At 66.6% G+C, this 21,954-nt stretch carries 23 protein-coding genes; 13 read left to right on the forward strand and 10 right to left on the reverse strand.

What is annotated here, in order from left to right; genetic code table 11:
* Positions 1–52 precede the first annotated feature (52 nt).
* Positions 53–1,873 (forward strand): M3 family oligoendopeptidase, encoded by a 1,821-nt coding sequence (locus tag AC0J5K_RS11535; protein ID WP_274562749.1) that lies wholly within the window; start codon positions 53–55, stop codon positions 1,871–1,873.
* Between the two features lie 120 nt (positions 1,874–1,993).
* Here the strand turns inward: AC0J5K_RS11535 and AC0J5K_RS11540 are convergent, their stop codons facing one another.
* From AC0J5K_RS11540 to xseA, 4 genes are all read right to left on the reverse strand, one after another.
* Positions 1,994–2,704 carry an alpha/beta fold hydrolase gene (locus AC0J5K_RS11540; RefSeq protein ID WP_048530676.1) on the reverse strand — a complete coding sequence of 237 codons (711 nt, stop codon included), beginning with the start codon at positions 2,702–2,704 and terminating at the stop codon, positions 1,994–1,996.
* A gap of 252 nt (positions 2,705–2,956) precedes the next feature.
* Positions 2,957–3,577: a hypothetical protein gene (locus AC0J5K_RS11545; RefSeq protein ID WP_048533713.1), complete on the reverse strand. Its 621-nt coding sequence runs from the start codon at positions 3,575–3,577 to the stop codon at positions 2,957–2,959.
* A 316-nt stretch (positions 3,578–3,893) separates the two neighbouring features.
* Complete coding sequence (locus tag AC0J5K_RS11550) at positions 3,894–4,322, reverse strand: VOC family protein (RefSeq protein ID WP_274562747.1); 429 nt, start codon at positions 4,320–4,322, stop codon at positions 3,894–3,896.
* A 58-nt stretch (positions 4,323–4,380) separates the two neighbouring features.
* Positions 4,381–5,922 carry an exodeoxyribonuclease VII large subunit gene (xseA, locus tag AC0J5K_RS11555; RefSeq protein ID WP_274562745.1) on the reverse strand — a complete coding sequence of 514 codons (1,542 nt, stop codon included), beginning with the start codon at positions 5,920–5,922 and terminating at the stop codon, positions 4,381–4,383.
* Between the two features lie 71 nt (positions 5,923–5,993).
* Here xseA and purD point away from each other — a divergent pair, with 71 nt between their 5' ends.
* On the forward strand, positions 5,994–7,256 hold the full coding sequence (gene purD / locus AC0J5K_RS11560) for a phosphoribosylamine--glycine ligase (RefSeq protein WP_274562743.1): 1,263 nt from the start codon (positions 5,994–5,996) through the stop codon (positions 7,254–7,256).
* Here purD and AC0J5K_RS11565 read toward each other — a convergent pair.
* Positions 7,253–7,726 carry an SRPBCC family protein gene (locus AC0J5K_RS11565; RefSeq protein ID WP_274562741.1) on the reverse strand — a complete coding sequence of 158 codons (474 nt, stop codon included), beginning with the start codon at positions 7,724–7,726 and terminating at the stop codon, positions 7,253–7,255. The two genes, purD and AC0J5K_RS11565, sit on opposite strands and share 4 nt — an antisense overlap.
* Before the next feature lie 238 nt (positions 7,727–7,964).
* On the opposite strand from AC0J5K_RS11565, the gene AC0J5K_RS11570 reads away from it, so the two are divergent.
* The 3 genes from AC0J5K_RS11570 to AC0J5K_RS11580 all read left to right on the forward strand — a co-directional run bounded on the left by AC0J5K_RS11570 (position 7,965) and on the right by AC0J5K_RS11580 (position 11,972).
* Positions 7,965–10,109, forward strand: coding sequence for a malate synthase G (locus tag AC0J5K_RS11570; RefSeq protein WP_274562739.1), 2,145 nt, complete (start codon positions 7,965–7,967; stop codon positions 10,107–10,109).
* A gap of 297 nt (positions 10,110–10,406) precedes the next feature.
* Positions 10,407–11,180 (forward strand): gamma-glutamyl-gamma-aminobutyrate hydrolase family protein, encoded by a 774-nt coding sequence (locus AC0J5K_RS11575; protein ID WP_048530669.1) that lies wholly within the window; start codon positions 10,407–10,409, stop codon positions 11,178–11,180.
* A 30-nt stretch (positions 11,181–11,210) separates the two neighbouring features.
* Entirely contained in the window at positions 11,211–11,972 is a 762-nt protein-coding gene (locus AC0J5K_RS11580) for an aldolase/citrate lyase family protein (protein ID WP_048530668.1), read from the forward strand.
* 7 nt (positions 11,973–11,979) lie between these two features.
* On the opposite strand, the gene AC0J5K_RS11585 is transcribed toward AC0J5K_RS11580, so the two are convergent.
* The gene (locus AC0J5K_RS11585) at positions 11,980–12,681 is read right to left on the reverse strand and encodes a lytic transglycosylase (protein ID WP_274562733.1); all 702 of its coding nucleotides are present in this window, start codon (positions 12,679–12,681) and stop codon (positions 11,980–11,982) included.
* A gap of 160 nt (positions 12,682–12,841) precedes the next feature.
* On the opposite strand from AC0J5K_RS11585, the gene AC0J5K_RS11590 reads away from it, so the two are divergent.
* The 4 genes from AC0J5K_RS11590 to AC0J5K_RS11605 all read left to right on the forward strand — a co-directional run bounded on the left by AC0J5K_RS11590 (position 12,842) and on the right by AC0J5K_RS11605 (position 16,662).
* A complete protein-coding gene (locus tag AC0J5K_RS11590; protein ID WP_274562731.1) occupies positions 12,842–14,128 on the forward strand; it encodes a hypothetical protein in 1,287 nt (428 codons plus the stop codon).
* A 112-nt stretch (positions 14,129–14,240) separates the two neighbouring features.
* Positions 14,241–15,752: an Asp-tRNA(Asn)/Glu-tRNA(Gln) amidotransferase subunit GatB gene (gatB, locus tag AC0J5K_RS11595; RefSeq protein WP_074835299.1), complete on the forward strand. Its 1,512-nt coding sequence runs from the start codon at positions 14,241–14,243 to the stop codon at positions 15,750–15,752.
* 183 nt (positions 15,753–15,935) lie between these two features.
* Positions 15,936–16,058, forward strand: coding sequence for a hypothetical protein (locus tag AC0J5K_RS11600; protein ID WP_274562727.1), 123 nt, complete (start codon positions 15,936–15,938; stop codon positions 16,056–16,058).
* Between the two features lie 154 nt (positions 16,059–16,212).
* On the forward strand, positions 16,213–16,662 hold the full coding sequence (locus AC0J5K_RS11605; protein ID WP_074835301.1) for a DUF4177 domain-containing protein: 450 nt from the start codon (positions 16,213–16,215) through the stop codon (positions 16,660–16,662).
* 54 nt (positions 16,663–16,716) lie between these two features.
* Here the strand turns inward: AC0J5K_RS11605 and AC0J5K_RS11610 are convergent, their stop codons facing one another.
* Positions 16,717–16,977, reverse strand: a complete 261-nt coding sequence (locus AC0J5K_RS11610; RefSeq protein ID WP_074835302.1) for a BolA family protein — start codon at positions 16,975–16,977, stop codon at positions 16,717–16,719.
* A gap of 75 nt (positions 16,978–17,052) precedes the next feature.
* On the opposite strand from AC0J5K_RS11610, the gene AC0J5K_RS11615 reads away from it, so the two are divergent.
* On the forward strand, positions 17,053–17,685 hold the full coding sequence (locus AC0J5K_RS11615; protein ID WP_274562724.1) for a DnaJ domain-containing protein: 633 nt from the start codon (positions 17,053–17,055) through the stop codon (positions 17,683–17,685).
* A gap of 111 nt (positions 17,686–17,796) precedes the next feature.
* On the opposite strand, the gene msrB is transcribed toward AC0J5K_RS11615, so the two are convergent.
* The 3 genes from msrB to AC0J5K_RS11630 form a co-directional block, all read right to left on the reverse strand.
* Positions 17,797–18,270 (reverse strand): peptide-methionine (R)-S-oxide reductase MsrB, encoded by a 474-nt coding sequence (gene msrB / locus AC0J5K_RS11620; protein WP_048530660.1) that lies wholly within the window; start codon positions 18,268–18,270, stop codon positions 17,797–17,799.
* A 132-nt stretch (positions 18,271–18,402) separates the two neighbouring features.
* Positions 18,403–19,083, reverse strand: a complete 681-nt coding sequence (locus AC0J5K_RS11625) for an anti-sigma factor (RefSeq protein ID WP_274562722.1) — start codon at positions 19,081–19,083, stop codon at positions 18,403–18,405.
* Positions 19,080–19,634 carry a sigma-70 family RNA polymerase sigma factor gene (locus AC0J5K_RS11630; RefSeq protein WP_048530659.1) on the reverse strand — a complete coding sequence of 185 codons (555 nt, stop codon included), beginning with the start codon at positions 19,632–19,634 and terminating at the stop codon, positions 19,080–19,082. The genes AC0J5K_RS11625 and AC0J5K_RS11630 overlap by 4 nt, the downstream gene beginning before the upstream one ends.
* A gap of 171 nt (positions 19,635–19,805) precedes the next feature.
* Between AC0J5K_RS11630 and cobS the strand changes: the two genes are divergently transcribed.
* From cobS to AC0J5K_RS11645, 3 genes are all read left to right on the forward strand, one after another.
* Positions 19,806–20,792: a cobaltochelatase subunit CobS gene (gene cobS / locus AC0J5K_RS11635; protein WP_048530658.1), complete on the forward strand. Its 987-nt coding sequence runs from the start codon at positions 19,806–19,808 to the stop codon at positions 20,790–20,792.
* A 160-nt stretch (positions 20,793–20,952) separates the two neighbouring features.
* Complete coding sequence (locus AC0J5K_RS11640) at positions 20,953–21,348, forward strand: hypothetical protein (protein WP_274562715.1); 396 nt, start codon at positions 20,953–20,955, stop codon at positions 21,346–21,348.
* A gap of 108 nt (positions 21,349–21,456) precedes the next feature.
* On the forward strand, positions 21,457–21,858 hold the full coding sequence (locus tag AC0J5K_RS11645; protein WP_274562714.1) for a hypothetical protein: 402 nt from the start codon (positions 21,457–21,459) through the stop codon (positions 21,856–21,858).
* Positions 21,859–21,954 lie beyond the last annotated feature (96 nt).

The following is a 21,954-nucleotide window of genomic DNA, read 5'->3' on the forward strand; positions in this document are numbered from 1 at the left end:
CTTGCACCATGGCGGGCTTATCTGTGTCCAACCAGAACAGAAGGCCAATTTCATGCTGCACCTCCCCTTTCCCGTCCGTGACGCCAATGCAGGCGGCGGCGCGCGCGACCTCGGCAATCTGCCCGAATGGGACCTGACCGATCTCTATGCCTCCGAGGACGCGCCCGAGCTGGCCCGCGATCTCGACTGGCTGGAGCAGGAATGCGCCGCTTTTGCCGGTGACTACGAAGGCAAGCTTGCCACGCTCTCGGCCGAAGCCTTCCTGACCTGCGTCCAGCGCAACGAAAAGATCAGCGCCATCGCCGGGCGCATCATGTCCTTTGCCGGCCTGCGCTATTACCAGCAGACCACCGACGGCGCCCGCGCCAAGTTCATGTCGGATTGCCAGGAAAAGATCACCAATTACACCACTCCGCTGGTGTTCTTCACGCTCGAGCTCAACCGGCTCGAGGATGATCACCTCGCCGGTCTGCTGGAGCAGAACCGCGATCTCGCCCGCTATGCCCCGGTGTTCCGCCGCATCCGCGCGATGAAGGATCACCAGCTCTCGGACGAGTTGGAAAAGTTCCTGCATGATCTCGGCGTCGTCGGCGACGCCTGGGAGCGGCTTTTCGACGAGACCATCGCCGGGCTTCACTTCGAGGTCGACGGCGAGGAAATGGGTATCGAGGCGACGCTCAACCTGCTCACCGAACAGGACCGCGCCAAGCGCGAGGCCGCCAGCCGCGAGCTGGCCCGGGTGTTCCAGGACAACATCAAGACCTTTGCCCGCGTCCACAACACCCAGGCCAAGGAAAAGGAAGTCATCGACCGCTGGCGCAAGATGCCCTCGGCCCAGGCCGGACGGCACCTGTCGAACGACGTCGAGCCCGAAGTGGTCGAGGCGCTGCGCAATGCCGTGGTCGCCGCCTACCCGCGCCTGTCGCACCGCTATTACGCGCTCAAGGCCAAGTGGCTGGGCCTCGACCGCATGCAGGTCTGGGATCGCAATGCGCCGCTGCCGATGGAAGAGACAAAAATCGTCGGCTGGGACGAGGCGCGCGAGATCGTGCAGGAGGCCTATGCCGGCTTTGATCCGCGCATGGCCGAGCTGTCCGACCCCTTCTTCAACGATGGCTGGATCGACGCCGGGGTGAAACCCGGCAAGGCACCCGGCGCCTTTGCCCATCCCACGGTGACCGACGTCCACCCCTATGTGATGCTCAACTACCTCGGCAAACCGCGCGACGTGATGACGCTGGCGCATGAACTGGGCCATGGCGTGCACCAGCGGCTGGCCGCCGATCAGGGCGAAATGCTGTCGTCGACGCCGCTGACCCTGGCCGAAACCGCCTCGGTCTTCGGCGAGATGCTGACCTTCCGCAAGATGCTGGAGAAGGCCGAAACCAAGGAGGCCCGCAAGATCCTGCTCGCCGGCAAGGTCGAGGACATGATCAACACCGTGGTCCGGCAGATCGCCTTCTACGATTTCGAATGCAAGCTGCATGACGCCCGCCGCGGCGGCGAGCTGACGCCCGATGACATCAACGCGCTCTGGATGTCGGTGCAGGCCGAAAGCCTCGGGCCGGTCTTCGACTTCATGGAGGGCTACGAGACCTTCTGGGCCTATATCCCGCATTTCGTGCATTCGCCCTTCTACGTCTATGCCTATGCCTTCGGCGACGGGCTGGTGAACGCGCTTTATGCCGCCTACGAGGCCGCGCCCGAGGGATTTCAGGAGAAGTATTTCGACATGCTCAAGGCCGGCGGCTCCAAGCATCACAAGGAGCTTCTGGCGCCCTTCGGCCTCGACGCCTCGGACCCGGCATTCTGGGACAAAGGGCTTTCGATGATCGAAGGCTTCATCGACGAGCTCGAAGCGATGGAAGACTGACGCCCGGTCTTTCAAATGGCACAAGCCCGCCCGCCTTCCGAGTGCCCGGACCATGCAGGCCCTGCGCCGGGCTGAAACGGAAGCGGGCGGGCATCACGCCCGCGCCCGGTGGGCCGGGCGCTATGACACCGTCTGCGGCTGGCGCTGCCAGGCGCGGAGCACGTTGATCACCGCCTCGGGCTGCTCCAGCGCCGCCATATGGCCGGCGCCCGCGATCACCTCGAGCCGGGCATTCGGGATCAGCGTGGCGAGGAAGTCGTGCCGCTTCACCGGCAACACCGCGTTTTCGGCGCCGCAGACAACCAGCGCCGGCGCCTTGCACTTGCGCATCACCGCCTGCTGGTCCTTGCGCCGCATCAGCGTGCGACTCTGCCGGGTGTAGACATCGGCGCCCAGATGCAGCCCCATGTCGAGCGCCAGCGCCAGCACGTCGCCGCGGTAGGGCGACACCGCAAGCCCGGCCGTGACGATGTCCTCTTCCAGCACCTCGCGCAGCCGGCCGGTGCGCGCCCGGATGATCCGCGCCTCGCGGGCCGAGGCATCCTGCGGCGTCTCGGCCAGTGGCGAGGCGTCGATCAAAGCGATCCGCGTCACGCGCTCCGGCGCGCGGCGGACCAGCTCCATCGCCACCGCGCCGCCAAACCCCATGCCCGCGACGCCGAATTTGGCCGGCGCCGCCGTCAGGATCGACGAGGCGATCTCTTCGATGCGGTCGCCCTCGGTGACCGGCGCCACCATCACCGGCGTGTCGCGGCTGAGCGCCGCGACCTGGGGCCCGAAGACCCGCGCATCACACATGAATCCCGGCAACAATACCAGCGGTTCGCGCATCGCTAGGGCCCTGCTCTCTCATTTCGCCCGCCCCGCGTTGGCCGCAGGGTCCGGGCGGAGACTAACGCAGGCGGTGCCGGATGACAGCGGGAAATCGCTCGCCGGCACGGGGGCCGGTGGCCTTTCGCCGATGCCGTTACGTCAACCGTCAGCCACCGGCCCGGCGGGGAGCGGTAAAGCCCTGGGCCGCGTGACGAATATCCTGCATCTGAGCGCCCCTCCCGCGCCGCACAAACATCATGTGCGGCCCGGCTATTCCCCGCTGCCCGGCAGGCGGAGGGCGCGGAACTTCGGGAAATCGGCATAGCGCGCCTGCCGTTGGGCCCGGCTTTCCGCCGGCGCCGCGCCGCGACGCAAAAGCGTGCCGCGTGGCGCGATATAGCTGGATATCACCTTCCAGGGCGCGGGCCGCCACGACAGGTTGAAGGCGCAGAGTTTTGGAAAGAACCAGATTTCGGAATACTCGATGTGATCGTGCAGCCACCAGGCCAGGTCGCGCCAGTCGCGGCCGGCCTCGAACTGATCGGCAAACCATGGAAGGACGATGCTCGCGCCGGCAACCGGAACCGCTTCGATATCCCAGATGTGGCATTCCTGAGGATATGTGTTGCGGGCACAGTTGAGCCGGTTTTCATTGCCGAACCGGTTCAGCCCCGGCGCGCGATAGCCCGACCGCACCGCCACCCGGCCGAAGGTTTCCTCCAGCGGATCGAGCAACTCGGTGCAAAAGGCCCGCCCCCGTTCCAGCGCCAGATCGGGGCGCTCGGGAATATTGGGGATGCGGTGAATGTTGCCGATCTCGGAATAGAGAAACTCCCGCATGTAGAAATACCGGCTCAGCCGCACGCGCCCCAGCGTCTCGAGGCTCCACATGCTGGCCGGTTTGCGCATCAGCCCGCCACCGCGCGATGTTCCATTGCCGTCACCCCTCCGCTTCCGGCCTGACGGGATTCAAGGACCGACAGGGTGCCAACGCCCGACAGGCTCTCAAAACCCGCTCCGGCCAAGGGACCGGCATCCACTCTGGTCCCGGCGCCTCTGCTCCCGGCCCCCGTTCACGACCCGGCACCAAAGGCGACGGCAGGTTTTCGAAGCGCGCCCGCGCTCAGGCCACCGCCCCCGTTCGAAACCGGACAGCCGGCTCATGCCAGGCACGCGTTCCGGCCCCGAGCACCACGTCAAGGCCCGCTCAGCCATAGCCGTTCCAGCAGAACGCCCCGTCCTCGGCCAGCGGCGCGAACGGATTGAACGCCACTTCCCAGATCGCGCCCTCGGGATCGGCGAAATAGCCGTGGTAGCCGCCCCAGAACGCCTCTTGCGGCGCTTTCAGAACCGTGGCGCCCGCCGCCTCGGCCCGTTGCATCAGTTCGTCCACCTCCTCCTTGCTGCGCAGGTTGTGCGCCAGCGTCACCGCGCCGCGCCCCAGGGTGCCGGCCGCGACGCCGATATCCTCGGCCAGGGCGTCCAGCGGATAGAGCCCCAGCGTCTGGCCGATCAGGTCGAAGGCCACCACGCCATCAGGCGATTCGACCCGCGCCCAGCCCAGCCGCTCGTAAAACGCCGCCGTATTCGCCATGTCCTGCACGCCGAGGGTAATCAGGGATACGCGCTGTTCCATCGTGACCTCCAAAGATTTACATGGCGTGAACATAACATGAACATCTGCAAATGTCCGGTCAAAAAAGCGAGCCTTGCTCCGGCGGTTTCCGCGGGGGCTTGCCGCGCGCCGGTTTGCCCGAGCCGAGCTTGAGCCGGCCATCGGCAAATTCGATCTCGAGGCCGGTGGCCTGTTCCGCCGCCGCCTTGGAGGTCACCAGCCCGGCGTCGCCCCGCACCACCGCATAGCCGCGCGCCAGGGTCGCCCTGTACCCCAGCGTTTCGCGCAATCGGTCGGTGGCCTCCAGCCGGGTCCGCAGCTCGCCGACCTGCCGCGCGCCGGCGTCCGTAATACGTGAAAAGGCCCTTTCAAGCCGTTCTTTCTGATGAGAAATATCCTTTTCCACGGCCCGCGTGGAAATCCGCAATCCGGCCAGTTGCTCGGATTTGCGCGCCACCCCGCGCTCGAGCGCGGGTGCCAGCCGCGCCGCCAGGTGATCCAGCCGCCGCTGCTCGTTCGTCAGCATGCGCCGCAGGGCCGAAACCTGCAAGGCGCCGGCGCATTCCGAAAGCGTCACCCGCCGCCGCGCCACCCCGCGTTCGAGCGCCACCGGCAGCCGGTCGCCCCAGGTGTCGAGCCTCTGGCGCGGCCCTTCGACCAGCGTTTCTGCCCGTGGCAGGGCCCGTGACAGATCGCGAAGCCGCTGGCCGCGCTGCGCCAGGGCACCGGTCAGCCCCTGCGCCAGCCGCCCGCCCTGACCCTCGAGCCAGGCCAGCAGCTCGAGCCGCACCGGCACCGCCATTTCCGCCGCCGCCGAGGGCGTCGGTGCGCGGCGGTCGGCCACGTGATCGATCAGCGTGGTGTCGGTTTCGTGCCCCACCGCCGAGATCAGCGGGATCTCCGAGGCCGCCGCCGCCCGCGCCACCACTTCCTCGTTGAAGCCCCAGAGATCCTCGATCGAACCGCCGCCACGCGCCACGATCAGAAGATCGGGCCGGGGCAGCGCGCCGCCGGGGCTCAGCGCGTTGAAGCCGGCAATCGCGCGGGCCACCTCGGGGGCGCATTTGGCGCCCTGCACGGCGACCGGCCAGATCAGCACCTTGCGCGGAAACCGGTCGCGCAGACGATGCAGGATATCGCGGATCACCGCCCCGCTGGGAGAGGTGACAACGCCAATGATCTCAGGCAGATACGGCAGTTTCTTCTTGCGATCCGCGGCAAAGAGCCCCTCCGCCTCGAGCAGCGCCTTGCGCTTTTCCAGCATCGCCATCAGCGCGCCGACGCCAGCCGGCTTGATGTCGTCGATCACCATCTGGTATTTCGACTGGCCGGCAAATGTCGTCACCCGTCCGGTCGCCACCACCTCCATGCCCTCCTCGGGCAAGGTGGTCAGCCGCGCCGCCACGCCTTTCCAGACGACCCCCGAGATCACCGCACGGTCGTCCTTGAGATCGAGGTAGATATGGCCCGATCGGGGCCGCGATACCCGGCCCACCTCGCCGCGAATGCGGACATGGCCGAACTCGCCCTCGATCACCCGTTTGATCGCCCCCGATATTTCGGAAACGCTGAATTCCGGTGCGTTCAGGCCCTCTGGCGCGTCGTCGATCAGGTCGGACATCTTGGCTCGCTTGTATCTGCTCGGCCCGGACCCTAAAACGCCACGCAACAAAGGCCAAGCGGAGAGCGCCCATGAACATCCTCATTCTCGGAAGCGGCGGGCGCGAGCACGCCCTGGCCTGGGCGGCGCTGCAAAACCCGAAATGCGACAAGCTGATCGTGGCACCTGGCAATGCCGGCATTGCCCAGATTGCCACCTGCGCCGCAATCGATATCGAAGACGCCGGCGCGGTGCTGGCGCTGGCCGAGGCCGAAACCATCGATTTCGTCATCGTCGGCCCCGAGGCGCCGCTGGCCAAAGGGGTGGCCGACCGGCTGCGCGACGCCGGGATGCTGGTCTTCGGCCCCTCGAAAGAGGCGGCGCGGCTCGAGGCCTCGAAGAGCTTTACCAAGGAAATCTGCGACGCGGCAGAGGCGCCGACCGCCGGCTACGCACATTTCACCGATGCCGAGAAAGCCAAGGATTACATCCGCCAGCAGGGCGCACCGATTGTCGTCAAGGCCGACGGCTTGGCCGCCGGCAAAGGCGTGATCGTGGCAACGGATGTCCAGACCGCGCTGGATGCCATCGATGACATGTTCGGCGGCGCCTTTGGCGCAGCCGGCGCGGAAGTGGTGATCGAGGAATTCATGGCGGGCGAAGAGGCCAGTTTCTTCGTGCTCTGCGACGGCACCACCGCGTTGCCCATCGGCACGGCGCAGGATCACAAGCGGGTCGGCGAAGGCGACACCGGGCTCAACACCGGCGGCATGGGCGCCTATTCGCCCGCCCCGGTACTGACCGACGAAATCGCCACGCAGGCGCTGGAAGAGATCGTCAAGCCGACGCTCCGGGTGATGGCCGAACGCGGCATGCCCTATCAGGGCGTGCTCTATGCCGGGCTGATGATCAAGGACGGCCGCGCGCGGCTGGTGGAATACAATGTCCGCTTCGGCGACCCCGAATGCCAGGTGCTGATGCTGCGGCTGGGCGCGCAGGCGCTCGACCTGATGCATGCGGCGGCCGAAGAACGGCTTGACGCCGCCCGGGTCAACTGGGCCGAAGATCATGCGATGACCGTGGTGATGGCCGCCAAGGGCTATCCCGGTTCCTACGAAAAGGGCAGCGTGATCAAGGGCCTGGACGCCCTCCCGGAAGACAGCAGCCACATGGTGTTTCACGCCGGCACCACGGCCAGGGACGGTCAGATCACCGCGACCGGCGGCCGCGTGCTGAATGTCACCGCGCGCGGCGCGACACTGGCCGAGGCCCGCGCCCGGGCCTATGAGATGGTCGAGGCCATCGACTGGCCCGGCGGCTTCTACCGCAGCGACATCGGCTGGCGCGCGCTCTAGACGCGCTCCAGCGTCCGGGTGTAGTCGACCAGCTGATCGGCCACCACGCCCCAGCCTTCGTAAAAGCCCATATCCTTGTGGGCCTTGGCCTTTTCCGCCGTGCGGTGGCGGGCGGTGGCGGTATAGCTGGTGCCGCCCTCCTTGGTTGGCGCGAGGTCGAGAATCGCGGTCATGAAGGGATCCTCGGTCGGCTTCCAGCCTTCGGTGTAGCCATCGGTGAAGACCAGGCGGCGTACCGGCACGATCTCGAGATAGACGCCGTGGTTTTCCATCCGGTTGCCGTCAACCTCGAAGGTGGTGTTGAAACGCCCGCCGACCCGAAGATCGATGTCGCAGGCCACCACCTTGTGCGGCTTGGGTACAAAGAAATGCGGGATATGGTCGGCCGAGGTCCAGCACGCCCAGACCAGCGCCGGCGGCACAGGCAGGGTGCGGGTAAAGGTCAGGTCGGTGTCGGGATCGAGCTGCATGACCGGTGTCCTGTTATGTTAGGGTGAACAAGAGAGTCGGTGGTGAATGAGGCGAGACTAGTCAGCATTTCCCGTCACAGGCAAGAGCTCGGCCCGAGCGGGCGGATCGACAGGGGCATTCTTCGGGAAAGCCGAAAGGTCCATTCGTCATCCGGCGTGGTACAGAGCTTGCCCGCCCCGCGCCACATGCCTTAAGGGATGTGGTATACCATTGCGCACCAAAGCGGAGACCAAGACCATGAGCACACGTGTTGACCGGGCCGGACTGGCGGTAGACGAGGTTCTGGCCGCGTTCATCGAGGATAAGGCGTTGCCGGGGTCCGGAGTCTCAGCCGAGGATTTCTGGCAGGGTCTCTCCGATCTCGCGCATGAGATGGGGCCGAAGAACCGCGCCCTGCTGGACAAGCGCGAGGAGATCCAGAGCCAGATCGACAATTGGCACAAGGGCCGCGCCAACCAGCCGCATGATGCCAAGGCCTACAAGGCGTTTCTCGAACAGATCGGCTATCTGCTGCCCGAGGGCGCGGATTTCCATATTGAGACGACGCATGTGGACCCCGAAATCGCGCTGGTGCCCGGCCCGCAGCTGGTGGTGCCGGTGACCAATGCGCGCTTTGCGCTCAATGCCGCCAATGCCCGCTGGGGATCGCTGTACGACGCGCTCTATGGCACTGACGCCATGGGCGCGCTGCCGCCCAAGGGGGGCTACGATCGCGGCCGTGGCGCGCGGGTGGTGGCCCGCGCCCGGGTGTTCCTCGACGAGGCCTTTCCGATCGCCGGCGGCAGCCATGCCGACGCGCGGCGCTATCACGTTCAGGACGGCGCGCTGCTGATCGACGACATGCCGCTGGCCGAACCCTACAAGTTCGCCGGCTATCGCGGCCATCCCAAGGCGCCCGAGGCGGTTCTGTTGCGCAATCATGGCCTGCATGTCGAGCTGGTGTTCGACCGCACCCATATGATCGGCGCCCGCGATCAGGCCGGTCTGGCCGATGTGGTGATCGAGAGCGCGGTATCGGCGATCATGGATTGCGAGGATTCGGTGGCCTGTGTCGATGCCGAGGACAAGGTGCTGGCCTATGGCAACTGGCTCGGACTGATGAAAGGCGATCTGGAGGCCAGCTTCCAGAAGGGCGGCAAGACCCTGACCCGTCAGCTCAACCCCGACCGCGGCTATGTCGGCCCCGAGGGCAAAGAGGTAACGGTCAAGGGCCGCGCCCTGCTCTGGGTGCGCAATGTCGGCCATCTGATGACCAATCCGGCGATCCTGACCCGCGATGGCGAAGAGATCTTCGAGGGTCTGATGGATGCCATGGTGACGGTGCTGATCGCCAGGCATGACCTGAACCGCGACGGCGGCAATTCCACCCATGGCTCTGTCTATGTGGTCAAGCCCAAGATGCACGGGCCCGAGGAAGTGGCCTTTGCCGATGCGATCTTTGACCAAGTCGAGCAGGCGCTGGACCTGCCCAGGCACACCGTCAAGATCGGCATCATGGACGAAGAGCGCCGCACCACGGTCAATCTCAAGGAATGCATCCGCGCCGCGAAACACCGGGTGGCCTTTATCAACACCGGCTTCCTCGACCGCACCGGCGACGAGATCCACACCTCGATGGAGGCCGGGCCCTTCAGCCGCAAGGATTTCATCAAGCGCAAGGCCTGGATCACCGGCTATGAAAACCGCAATGTCGATATCGGGCTGGAATGCGGGCTTCAGGGCAAGGCGCAGATCGGCAAGGGCATGTGGGCGATGCCCGATGCCATGGCGGCCATGCTGGAGGCCAAGATCGAGCACCCCAAATCCGGCGCCAACTGCGCCTGGGTGCCCTCGCCCACCGCGGCCACGCTGCACGCGCTGCATTACCACAAGATCGATGTCTTCGCGGTGCAGGACAAGCTGAAGAAAGCCGGGCGGCGGGCGCATGTGGAAACCATCCTCGACATTCCGCTGGCCTCCTATCGTGCCTGGACCGCCGATCAGATCAGCCGCGAGGTCGAGAACAACGCCCAGGGCATTCTTGGCTACGTGGTGCGTTGGATCGATCAGGGCGTCGGCTGCTCCAAGGTGCCCGACATCAACGACGTGGCGCTGATGGAGGACCGGGCGACCTGCCGGATCTCGGCGCAGCACATCGCCAACTGGCTGCACCATGGCGTGGTGAGCGAGGCGCAGGTGCGTGCCGCCATGGAAAAAATGGCCGCCGTGGTCGACAGCCAGAACCAAGGCGAGCCCGGTTATCGGCCGATGGCGCCGCAGTTCGACAGCATCGCCTTCCAGGCGGCCTGCGATCTGGTGTTCAAGGGGCGCGAGCAACCGAGCGGCTATACCGAGCCGGTGCTACACGCCCGGCGGCTGGAGCTGAAGGCAGCGCAGGGCTGACCCCCGGGTCGGGCGCGCGCCCCGGGGTCAGCTGGCAGGGTGGGCAGGGATGCCCGCCCGACGGGTGGGATCGCTTACCCGGAGATAAGGGCATAACCACTTACTATTTAACGAAAAATTAGGACTTCTCCGCGCGGCGCATCAAGCCTTTCGCAAGGTTTTCCGTGCGCGGCGGTGCCGCCGGGCGGCCGGGCCCTTCCTGCACAGGAACGCTGCGGAAGCGCACAGGCCTTGGCCGTTGTAAAGCCATGCGCCGCCGCCTTATATTGGGCCGAACCCCTTTGAGTGAGGATCCGCATGGCCCGCCCCATTGTCGGCATCATCGGCAACCAGTACCTGATCAACGATCAATATCCGGCGCACGCGGGTGGCACGATGAATTCCGAGGCGATCTCGCTGGTCTCGGGCTGCATGCCGCTGCTGATCCCGGCCGATCCCCGCTTTCTGACGGTGGCGGAACTGCTGGAAACCTGCGATGGCTTCCTGCTCACCGGCGGGCGGCCCAATGTCCACCCCGAGGAATATGGCGAGGCCGCGACCGAGGCGCATGGTGCCTTTGACCGGGCCCGCGATGCCATTGCCCTGCCGCTGGTGCGCGCCTGTGTCGAGCGCGGCCAGCCGTTCCTTGGCATCTGCCGCGGCTATCAGGAGGTGGCGGTGGCCATGGGCTCGACCCTGCACCCCGAAATCCGCGATCTGCCGGGGCGGATGAACCACCGGATGCCGCCCGACGGCACCATCGAAGAGAAATTCGCCCTGCGCCACAAGGTGCGCTTTACGGAAGGTGGCGTCTTTCACCGGCTGATGGGCGCGCCGGAAGTGATGACCAACACCCTGCATGGCCAGGGGGTGATGCAGGCCGGCAAACGCTTTGTCATCGACGGCTGGGCGCCCGACGACACGCCCGAGGCCGCCTATATCCAGGATGCGCCGGGCTTCACCCTCTCGGTGCAATGGCATCCGGAATGGGATGCGGCCAACGATCCGGTGTCGCGGCCGCTGTTCTCCGCCTTTGGCGACGCGGTGCGCGCCTGGTCCGAGGCGCGCCGGCCGCTGCGCGCCAGCGCCTGAGACTTCCCGGAAAACACAAGGACGCCCCCGATGGACCTGCCCCGCAATGCCTTCAAGGCCGCCCTGAAAGCCGGCCAACGCCAGATCGGTTTCTGGAGCACCCTGCCCGACGGCGGGCTGGTCGAACTGCTGGCCGGCTGCGGCTACGACTGGCTGCTGATCGACAGCGAACATGCGCCGGTCGATCCCCGCGCCATGCTGCCGCTCATGCAGGCGGCGGCCCCCTACCCGACTTCTGTGGTGGTGCGTCCCGGCTGGAACGACCCGGTCGAGATCAAGCGGCTGCTGGATGCCGGCGCGCAAACGGTTCTGGTGCCTTATGTGCAGACCGCCGAAGAGGCCCGCGCGGCGGTGGCGGCGGTGCGCTATCCGCCGCTGGGCATCCGCGGTGTGGCCGGCACCACCCGGGCCAGCCAATGGGGCGCGATCGAAGGTTACACCCAGCAGGCCAATGACGAGATCTGCCTGCTAGTTCAGGTCGAGACCGAAGCCGCCGCCCGCAACATCGAAGAGATCGCGGCCATCGACGGGGTCGACGGCATCTTCGTCGGCCCCGCCGACCTTGCCGCTTCGATGGGGTTTCCCGGCGAGACCGGCCGCCCGGAAGTGCGCGCCGCGGTCTGCGACGCGGTGCGCCGGATCGTGGCGGCGGGCAAACCGGCGGGATTTCTTTCGGCGGATCAGACCTTTGTGGCGGAAGTGGCCGAAGCCGGCGGGAGCTTTCTGGCCGTCGGCATCGATTCGGTGCTGATGCGGCGCGCGGCGGTCGCGCTGCGGCAAAGCTGGGACTGAGCCCGTCCTAGACCGTCGGCGGCCAGCTTGCCGGGCGCAGGCGCGGGCGGGTGCTTTGGATCGGCTGGCAATAGCTCTGCTGGCTCAGCCAGCGCGCCATGTCGCGGCGCTTGGGTTCCGAGCGCATCGGCCCCCAATCCGCCGCCACCCCGCGCCAGCGGCTGTCCTTGAGCGAAATCGCCTGGTCGCGCGGCACCGTGCGCGCCATGATCCGCAGCGCGCAAGAGAGGTTGGCGGCGCCGTTCCGCAGCGCCGGGCCGGTGGTGGCGGTGCATTTGTTGAAATGCGCGGTGCCCGGCAGGATTTGCAGCAGCCCGTGCCAGAGCCCGCCACCGCCGACGGCCTGCGGGCGATAGGTGCTCTCGTATTTCGCCAGGGTCGAGGCGAAGCCGGCCCAGAAGGCTGCCCGCGCCGGCGCCGGGTTGTCGGGATAGGCCGGGCACCATTGGGCGATGTCGCGCGGCACCGTTTCGATCAACGGCCGGGCGTGGCCCTTTTCAAGCGCGCTGAGCATCACCTGCGTCCAGAGCGCCGCCTCGCGGGTGCCGGCAGGCCAGCGCATCCGCGGGTCGCGCAGGCTGCGCGGGGCGGGCCGCGGGCTCTGATCCGGGGCCAGGCGAGTCGACTCGACGCTGGCCAGAACGGTTTCTTCGGCGGCCAGGGTGACTGGCAGCACGATCAGCAGAATCAGCAACAATCCGCGGTGCATCGAGGTAACCTCAACAAAAAGCGATACAAAAGACAGATCATTGCCGCAAAGCGGCGCTCTCTGTCGGGTTGCTGCCATTGTCTATCTTTCTCCTGCCATGACCACGCCCCAAACGCCGGCCAGTGTGTTCGCAGCGAAATATTGCCGACTGGTTGTACAGATGTTCGAGACCCTCAATTCGATTACAGACAAAACCCGATCCGCGCTGCGCCAGGCCGCCGCCCGCGCGCCCGCCCGCCGCGCCGGCCGGGGATCGGGCCGCAAATCGGAGCCGGGATCGGCTCTTGCACCGGGGTGCGAGGGTGATCCGGCGGGCTTTTCCGCTGCGCGTCTCGCCCAGCTCGGCCGCCCCCTGCGCGACCAGACCCGCGAGCTTGCCGATTGCCAGGCGCTGCTCGACCGCGGTCGCGATCTGGCCCGCCAGGAGCGATGGGAAGCTCTGTGCGCCGAGGTCGCCGCCGCCGATGCCCGCCGGGGCGCCACCGTCGCCGGCACGCCCGAGGCCGAACTTCTGGCCGCCGGCGCGCGGTCTGACCTGGCCCGCGCCTTCGAAAGCGCCTCTTCCGCCGGCGCCCTGTCGCGCGGCCACCGGATGTTTGCCGGGCTTCAGGCGCTGGACGATATCGCCGCCGATCTGGCGCCCGACCCGGGCTGCGCCGCCGTGGTGGCGCTGAGCCACATGGATGCCGGCTGGGCCTGGTACAAGCAGGGCTGGCGGCGCGGTCGCCCGGAACAGCATGTCGCCGCCTTCCGCAGCGCCTTTGCCCGCGCCGAGGCGATCCTCGCGCCATATACCGACGCCGCCGCCGGCTCGCCGCTGCTGGCCTCGACGCATTGCGCGCTTCTGGCCGGCCAGCCGGGGGCCGAACGCCAGGTGGTAGACCGTTACGAAACGCTGATCGGCCTGGCGCCGGGCATGCCAGGCCATATGCGCGCCTTCGGCCTGCACCTCCTGCCCTGCTGGTTCGGCAGCTACGAGGCGCTTGACCTGGCTGCGCGCCGGATGGCGGCGGTGACCGGCGAAACCTGGGGCAGCGGCGGATATGCCTGGGTCTGGTTTGATGCGCTGTTGCAGGATCCGGCGGCTTTCGCGGCGCTGGACGCCGGCTATTTCGTCGAAGCCATCGACGATATCCTGCGCCGTCACCCCGGCCAGCACATGGTCAACCTCTTTGCCGCCTGCCTGAGCCAGCTTCTGACGCGCGAGACCGGCCCCGACCGCAGCCAGCGGCGGCTGCTGGACAAGATGCGCACCCGTCTGATCCGCAGCGACATGCGCGAGACCCATGGCTGGGTCTGGTCGCTGACCGACATCGGCTATGCCACCCCCGGCAGCGCCCATGTGGGCGGCGCCGAGATCGGCGCCCGCCAGGCCTGGGAGGCGCTGAGCACGGTGCTGGCCCGCGAGCTTCGCCGTATCCAGGGCCAGCCCAGCCCGGCGCCCTGAGCCGGGGGCCGGGCTGGGCGGCCGGCACCGGGGCGGAACCGGGAACTGCCTCTTGCTCCCCTCCCGCCCCTGCCCTAGAACCCGTTTCGTTCCGAGCGCGAAGGAGACGGCCATGCTGGACCTGACATATGAGACCCCCAAACCCAAGATGATCGCCGGGGCGAAACACGATTGGGAGCTGGTGATCGGCATGGAGGTCCATGCCCAGGTGTCCTCTCAGGCCAAGCTGTTTTCCGGCGCCTCGACGCAATTCGGCGCCGAGCCCAATGCCAATGTCGCCTTTGTCGACGCCGCGATGCCCGGCATGCTGCCGGTGATCAACGAATATTGCATCGAACAGGCGGTGCGCACCGGGCTGGGCCTCAAGGCGCAGATCAACCTGAAGAGCGCCTTCGACCGCAAGAACTACTTCTATCCCGACCTGCCGCAGGGCTATCAGATCAGCCAGCTTTACGAGCCGCTGGTGGGCGAAGGCGAAGTGCTGGTCGAGATGGGCGACGGCACCGCGCGCAAGGTGCGGATCGAGCGCATCCACGTCGAGCAGGATGCCGGCAAATCGATCCACGACATGGATCCCAACATGTCCTTCGTCGATCTCAACCGCACCGGCGTGGCGCTGATGGAGATTGTCAGCCGTCCCGACATCCGCGGCCCAGAGGAAGCGGCGGCCTATGTGGTCAAGCTGCGCCAGATCCTGCAATATCTCGGCACCTGCGACGGCAACATGCAAAACGGCAACCTGCGGGCCGATGTCAACGTCTCGGTCTGCCTGCCGGGGCAATACGAGAAATACCAGGCGACGCAGGATTTCAGCCATCTCGGCACCCGCTGCGAGATCAAGAACATGAACTCGATGCGGTTCATCCAGCAGGCGATCGATTACGAGGCCAAGCGTCAGATCGCCATCCTGGAGGCCGGCGGATCGATCGATCAGGAAACCCGGCTCTACGATCCCGACAAGGGCGAGACCCGGTCGATGCGGTCGAAGGAGGAGGCGCATGATTATCGCTACTTCCCCGACCCCGACCTGCTGCCGCTGGAGATCGAACAGGGCTGGGTGGACGACATCCGGAACACCCTGCCCGAGCTGCCGGACGAAAAGAAGGCGCGGTTCATCGCCGATTACGGCCTGTCGGATTATGACGCCTCGGTGCTGACCTCCGAGACCGCCTCGGCCAATTACTTCGAGAAGGTGGCGGAAGGCCGTGACGGCAAGATGGCGGCCAACTGGGTGATCAACGAACTCTTCGGCCGGCTGAAAAAGGAAGACCACGCGCTGGCCGACAGCCCGGTCTCGCCGGAACAGCTCGGCGGCATCATCGCGCTGATCCAGAAGGGCGACATCTCGGGCAAGATCGCCAAGGATCTGTTCGAGATCGTCTATACCGAGGGGGGTGATCCGGCACAGATCGTCGAAGCGCGCGGCATGAAGCAGGTCACCGACACCGGCGCCATCGAAACGGCGGTGGACGAGGTGATCGCCGCCAACCCGGCGCAGGTCGAGAAGGCCAAGGCCAACCCCAAGCTCGCCGGCTGGTTTGTCGGCCAGGTGATGAAGGCCACCGGCGGCAAGGCCAACCCCAAGGCGGTGAACGAGATCGTGAGCGCCAAGCTGGGGCTCTGAGCCCTGCGTCTGGCGACGCGCTGCTGATCCAGAACAAACCGGGCAAGCCGCTGGCCGGCTTCGCCCATGCCAGTGCGCCGGGGCGATCGGCGGTGCCATCCTGCGCGCGCTGGGGCGGCATCGGACTGGAATTTCACGGCCTTTCGCACTATATTCCAGGTATGCTTCGCAAGGAGGAGCCCGATGACCAGCTTTGAGATCGCAGTCCCCCTGATGGCGCTGGCGGTTCTGGGCGTGGATTTTCTCATCCGCAAGCGGGACGCCCGCCGGCTCGAACCCGCCCGCCTTCGTCACCCCGCCAAATGACGTGATCCGCGCCTTTGCGGCGCGCCACACCGATTGCACCCTGACACCGAACCTTCGCTGACGTCGCACCGCGACCGGCCCCTCTGGCGCCATGGGGTGCCCCGTCCCGGCGAGAGCGATTGCGCTTGACGCCGAAGTATGCTCTTGGGCGCCCATGACGAGATATGATTACAAGGTGGTTCCCGCCCCCGCCCAGGGGCGCAAGGCCCGGGGTGTGAAGGGCGCCGAAGGCCGGTTCGCCTTTGCGCTGGAATCCGTGCTGAACGATCTGGCCGAGGACGGCTGGGAATATGTCCGCGCCGAGACCCTGCCCAGCGAAGAGCGCCAGGGGCTGTCGGGCAAGACCACGGTGTTCCGCAATCTGCTGGTGTTCCGGCGGGCCCGAGAGGACGAGGTCGCGGCCTTCGAGCCGCGACTGCTCGATCCGCCCAAGGAGATCCCGGTGCTCGATGCGGCGCGGGCGGTGCAGGAGACACCACCGGCGCAGGATGCCCGCTTTGAGGAAGGCGACGTGGCGGCGGCTGTGGAGGCCGGGCGCGACGATGCGACCGAGACGGATGGCGAAGCCCCCGACGACGGCCGCGAGCAACCGCCGAAGGCGTGAGCGGTGCCGGCAACGGGTTGCCCCCCTGCGGGAGCGGATGACCGGCGGCGGGCGTCAGGGCGTGTCGAGATCGAGCGCCAGGGCGTGGATCGCGGCCATCAGATCCGGGCCCAGCGCGGCGTGAACGGCACGGTGGCGGGCGATGCGGGACTGGCCGGCAAAGGCCTCTGCACGCAGGCGCACGCGAAAATGGCTCTCGCCGCCCTCCTGATATCCGGCGTGGCCGCGATGGGCCTCGCTGTCATCTTCCACATGCAGCTCGGCCGGCGCGAATGCGGCCATGAGCCGTTGGCGAATTTCTTCTGATCTCGACATGATTTTCCCCTCGGCCCCTTCCCTCTGGTTGCCGATGGTCTAAACTGCCACGTCCGAGTCGAAAAGGTGCGAACCATGAGTAAATCAGACCCCTTCGGATTTGATATGTCCGTGTCCTCAGCCAAGAAGAAACATCCGCGCGGCCGGCGTGGCATGTCCGGTGCGTCCGAGACCTCGACCCGGGTCTGCGACCATGAAGGATGCCAGGAGAAGGGCCTCTATCGCGCGCCCAAGGCGCCCGATGTGCTGGATGATTTCTTCTGGTTCTGCAAGGACCACGTGCGCGAATACAATGCGAAATGGAGCTTCTTCGACGGCAAGACCGAGGCCGAGATGAATGCCCAGGAAAGCGCCGACAAGGTCTGGGAGCGTAAGACCAAGGGCTGGCGCGATCCCGAGGCCAAGGCCTGGGCGCGGCTGGGCATCGAGGATCCGCATCAGGTGCTGGGCCAGAACGCCACCCGCAACCCCGGACGCGGCGCGGCCAGCGGCGGCCGCAGGCTGCCGCCTACCGAGCGCCGGGCAATCGAGATTCTCGAGGCCAAGGAGAGCATGACCAAGGTCGAGATCCGCAAGGCCTACAAGGCGCTGATCAAGGTGCTGCACCCGGACATGAACGGCGGCGACCGCAGCCAGGAAGAGCAGCTGGGCGAGGTCATGTGGGCCTGGGACCAGATCAAGGACAGCCGGAGTTTCCCGGACAAATAGGCCCGCCCGCGGCTGGCGTTCCGGGGGCTCTGCCCCCGGCGGTATTTGGGAGCAGAAGAAGGACCGGACCTGCATAATGCGGGCCGGTCCTTCTGCTGTTGACAAGGGCCGTCAGGCGGCCTGGAAGGTCAGAGCGACGCCATTGAGGCAATGGCGTTTTCCGGTGGGCTCGGGGCCGTCGTCGAATATATGACCGAGGTGCGAGCCGCAGCGGCGGCAGTGGCATTCGGTGCGGACGATGAACAGGAGCTTGCGGTCCTCCTTGGTGCGGATCGCATCCGGCAGGCTCTGCCAGTAGCTCGGCCAGCCGGTGCCGCTGTCGTATTTGTGCTCGGAGGAATAGACCGCCAGGTCACAGCCGCGGCAATGGTAGATGCCTTTGGCCTTGCTGTCGTGCAGCGGCGAGGAGAAGGCCGGTTCGGTGCCCTCCTCGCGCATCACCTCGTATTGCAGATCGGTCAGCATGGCGCGCCATTCCTCTTCGCTGCGGGTGACTTCGAAACTGTCGTCCTGGGCGCGGGTGGCGGCGGGCAAGAGCGCCGCGGCGGCGCTGGTGGCAAGAAACTGGCGTCGATGGAGGGGCATGGTCGTCTCCTTTGCGGAGGCGCGCCGCGGGGGCCGCGCGCGGGGCGTGGCCGGCCTGCTGCGGTGCGCCGGGGTTCAGGAGATAAGACGTTCCAAAGCCGGGAAAGTTTCGCCCCGGCGGTCACGGGACGGTCACGATGCGGTGACCGGCCCCGCAGCCAGAACCGCGCCGGTGGGCTGACCGGTGGGCGAGCCGCCGGCCGGTTCGTCCGAGATCGCCAGCACCGCGCCCTCGAGCGCCGCGCGCAGCGTTTCGGGCAGTTCGAAGGCCACCACGGTGCCCGGCGCCAGCAGGCCAAGCGAGACCGGCGGGTTGTCGCCCTGGATCAGCCAGAGCTCGCGGGCGCGGCCGGGTTCGGGGAACAGCCCCACAAGCTCGGCCGTGACCGCGCCGCTTTCGGGGTCGAGCGCGATGCGCGCCACTTCGCCGGCGGTTTCGCTGGTGAGCTCGGCGGTCAGCGGCAGCGGCTCGGGCAGCAGCCAGCCGAAACGCAGGGCTGCAAAGGCCAGCCCCGCCGCCAGCGCCGTGCCTATCACCGCCGTGCCGAGGTTGAGCCGCCGCCAGACCGGCATCGGCGGTCCATAGACGCGCTTCTCGATCGCCGGCCAGAGCGCGGCGGGGGGCGTCACCGGCGCCGCCTCGTCGGCGAGCGCGGCGAAATACTCGCTCCAGCCGTCGCAGAGCCAGCGCAGCTCGGCCTCGAGGAACAGCCGCCGGGCAAAGGCATCCTCTTCGGCCTCGGACAGAAGCCCGAGCACGTATTCCGCGGCCAGCACGGAATCGTCGTCAGGGGTGTCGGTCGGGTCGCTCATCGGCTCAGGCAGGTCCTCAAGGCTTGCAGGCTGCGGCGCAGCCAGGTTCTCATGGTGTTCAGAGGCACCGCGAAATGCGCCGCCAGTTCGGCATAGGTGGCCCCGTAGAGATAGGCCTGGCGCACCGCCTCGGCCTTTTCATCGGCCAGTTCGTCGAGGCAGGCGGAGATCTGCGCCCGGGTGTCCTTTTGCAGCAGCTGCTCGGCCGGGCCGGGCTCATGGGTTTCGAGACGGTCGATGCGGGTCTCGTCTCCTTCGGCGTTGTCGGTGGCGGCTGTGCGTCGCTTGCGCAGCAGGTCGATGGCGTGGTTGCGGGCAACCGTGATCAGCCACGTCATCGGCTGAACCCGGCCGGGCTGATAGGCGTCGGCGCGCTTCCATATCTTGACGTAGATGTCCTGAAGCGCATCCTCGGCCATTGCCCTGTCCTTGAGGATACGCAGGCAGATCCCGAAAAGTTTCGCCGAGGTGGCGGAATAGAGCGCGGCAAAGGCCTTGCGGTCGGCCATCGAGACCCGGGTCAACAATGCATCAAGGTCCTGGGCCGTCACGTCTGTCGTTCCTTAAGTCGTTCGCGCTGCGCTCGGTCCACAGGATAGGCCACGACTTGGCCGAAGCAAGAGCCGATCGAAAACGCCGCCCCCTCCCCTTGCCACTGCGGTGAATATGGTGCACCAACCGGAGCGCATATTCAGCGATCAGGCACCGGAAAGGACGCACCCATGGCGGACGGGCAGATGGACCCCAATACCAGACCTTCCGAGGAAATCTCGGTCCGCGATGTCTTTGGCATCGATACCGACATGGTGGTCAAGGGCTTTGCCGACCGCAGCGAACGGGTGCCGGACGTCGACAGCACCTACAAGTTCGACCCCGACACCACGCTGGCCATCCTGGCCGGCTTTTCCCACAATCGCCGGGTGATGATCCAGGGCTACCACGGCACCGGGAAATCGACCCATATCGAACAGGTGGCGGCGCGGCTGAACTGGCCGGCGGTGCGGGTCAACCTCGACAGCCATATCTCGCGCATCGACCTGATCGGCAAGGATGCGATCAAGCTCAAGGATGGCAAGCAGGTCACCGAGTTCCAGGAGGGCATCCTGCCCTGGGCGCTGCGCAACCCGACCGCCATCGTGTTCGACGAATATGACGCCGGCCGCGCCGACGTGATGTTCGTGATCCAGCGGGTGCTCGAGGTCGACGGCAAGCTGACGCTGCTCGACCAGAACCAGGTGATCCACCCGCATCCCTATTTCCGCATCTTCGCCACCGCCAACACCGTGGGACTGGGCGATACCACCGGCCTTTATCACGGCACCCAGCAGATCAACCAGGGCCAGATGGACCGCTGGTCGCTGGTGGCGACGCTGAACTATCTCTCGATCGATGCCGAATGCGCCATCGTCCTGGCGAAATGCCCGCATTACAACACCGAGAAGGGCCGCAAGAAGGTCAAGCAGATGGTCACCGTTGCCGATCTGACGCGGACCGCCTTCATGAACGGCGACCTCTCGACGGTGATGAGCCCGCGGACGGTGATCGCCTGGGCCCAGAACGCCGAGATCTTCCGCAATGTGGGCTATGCTTTCCGGGTGTCCTTCCTCAACAAGTGCGACGAGCTCGAGCGGCAGACCGTGGCCGAGTTCTATCAGCGCTGTTTCGACGAGGAACTGCCCGAGAGCGCGGCGAGCCTGAGCCTCGGATAAACCCGGCTCCGCCCCTTTGGGGCCGCGACATTGAGAACCGGAATTGCGGCGCCTTCGGGCGCCGTTTCTGCATCTGCAAGCGTTACCCTGGCACGACACCCGGCCAGAGTTTTCATTCTGCTCAATACGTGACACGAAATTTTGGTGTTATGCTGAAATCATGAGCGGTATGAAAACTTTTGCCTTGTGTCTCGTGCTGGCGGTGTTCTCCTCCCTGCCGCCAGCGCGGGCCCTGCCCCTAGCGCCGGACAATCCGGTTGTCTTATTTGCCACCTGCGCCGGCCGGCTTTCGGCGAAGATGGAGCATCAGTGGATGTTCGACGGCGCCGGATCGGAGCGGACCGAGGCGCAGCGCGCGGCGATGATCGGTCTGCTGGAGGCGGTGCGCCCCACGGATGCCGGCCGCCAGGTGCTGCATCTGCGGATCGAGGCCAAGATGGCGCAGGCCGCGCTGCTGACCCGGGCCACCTTCAACCCGGATGCCGAAGAGGCCCGCCGCGCGCTCATGCTGGCCGAAATGCGCGTGGCGGAATGCACCGGGCTGTTGCTGGGCTGACCCGGGGTATCTAAGGTGCCGGGGGTGCCGCGACAATGCCTCAAATCTTATAGACCTTGTATATACTTTTCGTTGACCGGAACGGCGGCGCCGTCATAGCATTGTTACATGACCCGCGTGTTTCGCCCCCTTGCGGTGGCGGCTTTTCTGGTGCTGTCGTTCTGGTCTGCCGCCCCTGCCGCGCCCCCGCCTCCCGGGGACCGGGCCGAGGCTTTTGCGATCTGCGCCGGCCGGCTCTGGGCGCTGTCGGTGCGCCAGGCGGCGGTGGGTGACCCTTCGTCACAGACCACCGGGCAGATGCGCGAAGATTTCGACATGTTGCTCGGCGCGGTGCTGCCCGATGCCGCAAGCGACCGGCAGGCGCAGCGCTGGCGGGTGGATGGCTGGGTACAGATCGCGCATCTGCTGGCCCGCAATCAATACGGTGCCACCCCGCGACGGCGCGACCTGGCCGCCACCCGCATGGCCTCGCGGATCGACACCTGCCGGCGGATGATCCTCCGGCGATGAGGCCTGCGCCCCTGGCCGGCAAATCCCCGGCCCTGGTCTCTGGCCATTGCCTGCGTGAGCGATTACGTTGACGCTGTTTCAATCCCGACCGCAGGC

It is taken from the genome of Marinovum sp. E3 (genome assembly GCF_055755275.1).